The following is a 3,790-nucleotide window of genomic DNA, read 5'->3' as shown; positions in this document are numbered from 1 at the left end:
CGCACGGCCGCCACCCAGGCGATGCCCCCACTGTGAGAAACTCCTCGCCGACGCCGTCGAATCTAAACTGCCAAAGTAGTGCTAGGCAACTGACTCGAACGTCAACCGGCAAAGAGTTGTGATGTCGTAGATCGGCAACTTTGTTATACGACGGATAGCCGGCGTGACCCATGGAAACGCAGTACATTCGAACAAGACTGCCGCAATATCGGGATGCGAGGCGCGGAGTAGCGCTATACAGGCAGCTACATCATCTTCGATATCAGCAATACAAGCAGCTATGTCATTTTCAGTTGGATGAGACGCAATCATCATCTCCATTCTTTGCAACGTTCTGCTTGAGAAGCCCCCGCCTATTACCACCCTCTGCCGGTCGGCCGGATCGTTAATCCCGAGCAGGTTTACGTCACAGTGAGTCGAGTCCGCAGTAACGATAGCGAGCTTGGCGGCCGGCGACAGCTGACGGAGCAGCGTTGGAACTAGCAGTAGGCTAGACATCGCGACGGGGACATCCACCGCCGCAGCTACCGCCTCCTGATGCCGTATAAAGAACCCGCAGTCTGCGGTAATTGCGTTTGCGCCTCGTTCGACTAGCCGCCTAGCAGCTTCAACGCAAGGCGACTCAAGCGCTCGCTCGCCGCGGATAACAGCTTCCGGCCAAGCTCCTGAGACAGTTTCCCAAATCATTGGAAAGTCAAAGGTAGCCGGATTCAGCAGTGTGCCGGACGGCCACGGCGTGTGGCCGCCGGCAGGCACGCCTTCGAGCGTCAGAATTCCTAGACGGGGGGCTCGGTCAACGCCATTTAAATCCTCACATCTGTTTTTGTTTGCCGCTCCTACTCAACACAGTTTAGGACGACGTTCATATCAATTTGCAACACGGGACTCTGAAGCGAAACAATGCCCTGGACGTCACGTCCAGCCCATCCTCGCTATCGGACCGCTCAGTGCCCGTTTCATCAACGTAGCAACAATTTGGGCCGGTTTCCGCAATTTAATCCGCAAAAAAGCAGGAATTCGGCGTTCTCAATGCATGCGCGCAATTATTGATGTTCGCTGGCGGGATCGTAACAATCCCTACAGCTGAAAGCTAAAGGTCCAAGCGGGAATGACTCCAGCCGGAAGCCCGCAACCCGCAACGACGGTGCAGGGTGGCTATTTTGTGCCGCAATTATCCATCCGCCGAATCAGGTTGTTGAAACCTCATGAACGAAGCCCGGCAGGCTGGTTTTTGGACCGGGGCCGTGGCCCTTACGCAATGTCGACCTTGGTTCTTGAATTCGGCCAGAACGAGTGAAATCGAAATGGGCCGAAGGCAAACTCACCTCTCGTCGCTATCTGGGGCACGGAGAAATTGGCGAGGCGCCTCGAAAGCGGGAAATGTGTGCAGCCAGGCAAAACGCAGGTTTCTGCGTCATAGTCTGTTCGCGCAAAGGGGCGCAAATTTTGGTCGCGTCCCCAGAGGTGGTGTAGCTCGGCGGTAGCGAAGCCGCTCGCGAGCGAGCGGCTTTGCGGCGGTCATCGATGTTCCCCGGTAAAGGTCGGGTTGCTGACACCAACCTGATTCGAAGGAACCACCGATGACCGACGACATGATGAACCTGCGCGCGCTCGTGGAGAAGACCCCTGACGCCGATATCCTGCGCGAGATGATCGGCTTTGCCGCCGAGCGCCTGATGGAACTGGAGGTGGGGGCCGCCACCGGCGCCGCCTATGGCGAGAAGAATGCGCTGCGGCTGGCGCAGAGCAACGGCTACCGCGAGCGCGACTGGAGACGCGGGCTCGGCACGGTCGAGCTGCGCATCCCGAAGCTCAGGAAGGGAAGCTACTTTCCGGGTTCCTCGAACCACGCCGCATGGCCGAGAAGGCGCTGACCGCCGTCATCCAGGAAGCTTACGTCCAGGGCATCTCGACCCGCTCCGTCGACGACCTGGTCAAGGCCATGGGCATGAGCGGGATCTCCAAGAGCCAGGTCTCGCGGCTGTGCGAAGAGATCGACGGCAAGGTGAAGGCCTTCCTCGAACGGCCGATCGAGGGCGATTGGCCATACCTGTGGATCGATGCCACGTGCGCCGCGGCGGGCGCATTGTCTCGGTCGCCGTCATCATTGCCGTCGGCGTCAACGCGGGACGGCCGGCGCGAGGTGTTGGGCATGGAGATCGGCACCTCGGAGGCCGAGCCAATCTGGACGGAGTTCCTGCGCAAGCTGACGCGGCCTGCGCGGCGTCAAGCTCGTCGTCTCCGACGCGCACGAAGGCCTCAAGGCGGCCGTCACCAAAGTGCTGTGCGCGACATGGCAGCGCTGCGGGGTCCATTTCATGAGGAACTTGCTGGCCCATGCCGGCAAGAGCGGCCGCAGGGTCGTCTCGGCCTTCATCGCCACCGCTTTCGCAGAGCCTGCAATGGCGCGCAGTCGCCGACCAGATCCGGCCGAAGGTGCCGAAGCTGGTGACGATCATGGACGATGCCGAGCCTGATGTGCTGGCCTACATGACCTTCCCCAAGGAGCATCGCGCCAAGCTCCACTCGACAAATCCCATCGAGCGTCTCAACGGCGAGATCAAGCGACGCACAGAGGTCGTCGCCATCTTCCCCAACGACGACGCCATCATTCGCCTCGTCGGCGCGCTCCTGCTCGAGCAGAACGATGAATGGGCTGTCCAGCGCGCCAGATACATGACGCTGGAAACCATCGGCCAAATGAGCGATGATCCTCTCATCAGCCTGCCAGCCGTGGCACGCTGATCACCCCGGCCTCATGCCGGAGAGCGCGGCGACCAAGCCGCCAGCTACACGTGTATGGGGCGATGATTGTCAAGCCAGCTCTTGCTTCATATCATCCATCTCCTAGTTCGGCTGATTGGCGGCCATCTCCTCTTCCCGACCTACCTTCGCGCTGGCTGCCGCGCGCAGTGGCGGTCAAGGCTGGGCCGCAGGCCCGATCGCGCAGCGACTTGTCCTTGACGGTCACGAGCACGGCGGCATGCTTGCTCGGTCGGCAGGGAGCCCTGCGAGGTGCCGACAATGGGATTCCGAGGCGGAGTTCGCCATAAGCAGGCGCGGGTGCCGCGCGGCAGACTTGTATTCGGTCGATCTCAGTGGATCTGAACCATGATGCAGCATGCGCATCGGTGGGCGAAGCTCCGGGGCGCCGGGCCCATTCTACGTCCGCGGTCCGAGGACCATGTGTAGCTTCGGGTTGCCGCACCTCGGATCATCATCGGCAAACCCTGCTGCGGGCCAGCCAATTGGGTGTGCGTTTGCTCTCCTCTTCCCACATGCCCCGTCACGCCGCACGCAAACTGACGCCCTGTGGCGCCTCGCCCGTGGTGACGAGGCGCCACAGCGCAATCAGAAGCTTGCGCGCCAGCGCGACGATCATCGTCTTGCGCGTGGCTTTGCGGCCGTCGGCCGTACGCGTATGGAACCATTGGAAAGGGCACTGTCCTTCTGGAAGAGGAGAAAGCGCCAGGCCAATTGGATCATACCGCGCCGCACGCGGGCACTGCCGGCGCGTGCCAGCCCCTTCTCGCGGCGGCGTTTGCCGCTCTCATCCGGCGACCCCGTGAGCCCGGCATAGCGCGCCACCGCGCGGCGATCGCGCAAGCCGCGCGACAGGATCTCGTGGACCAGCATGTCCGCCGTCTCGACACCGACGCCAATGATCCGTGCGATGAGGCGCACCATCGCATGCCGGCCTCCTGGTGCATCCGGAGCCGCGGTGAACCTACACAGGCGGTCCTGTTCGATGACGCGGATCTGCGCACGTACGAGGTCGAGCCGCTCGAGC

At 61.6% G+C, this 3,790-nt stretch carries 2 pseudogenes; one reads left to right on the top strand and one right to left on the bottom strand.

The features are described from left to right. Positions 1–1,580 precede the first annotated feature (1,580 nt). Positions 1,581–2,745: pseudogene (locus NKH02_RS34130) on the top strand (IS256 family transposase). A gap of 541 nt (positions 2,746–3,286) precedes the next feature. Here NKH02_RS34130 and NKH02_RS34125 read toward each other — a convergent pair. Then, a pseudogene (locus tag NKH02_RS34125) lies at positions 3,287–3,790 on the bottom strand (transposase); the annotation flags it as partial.

Source organism: Mesorhizobium sp. M1396 (genome assembly GCF_040317725.1).
In the GTDB taxonomy this organism is placed as follows: Bacteria; Pseudomonadota; Alphaproteobacteria; order Rhizobiales; family Rhizobiaceae; genus Mesorhizobium.
This window is presented reverse-complemented; position numbering and strand designations above follow the sequence as displayed.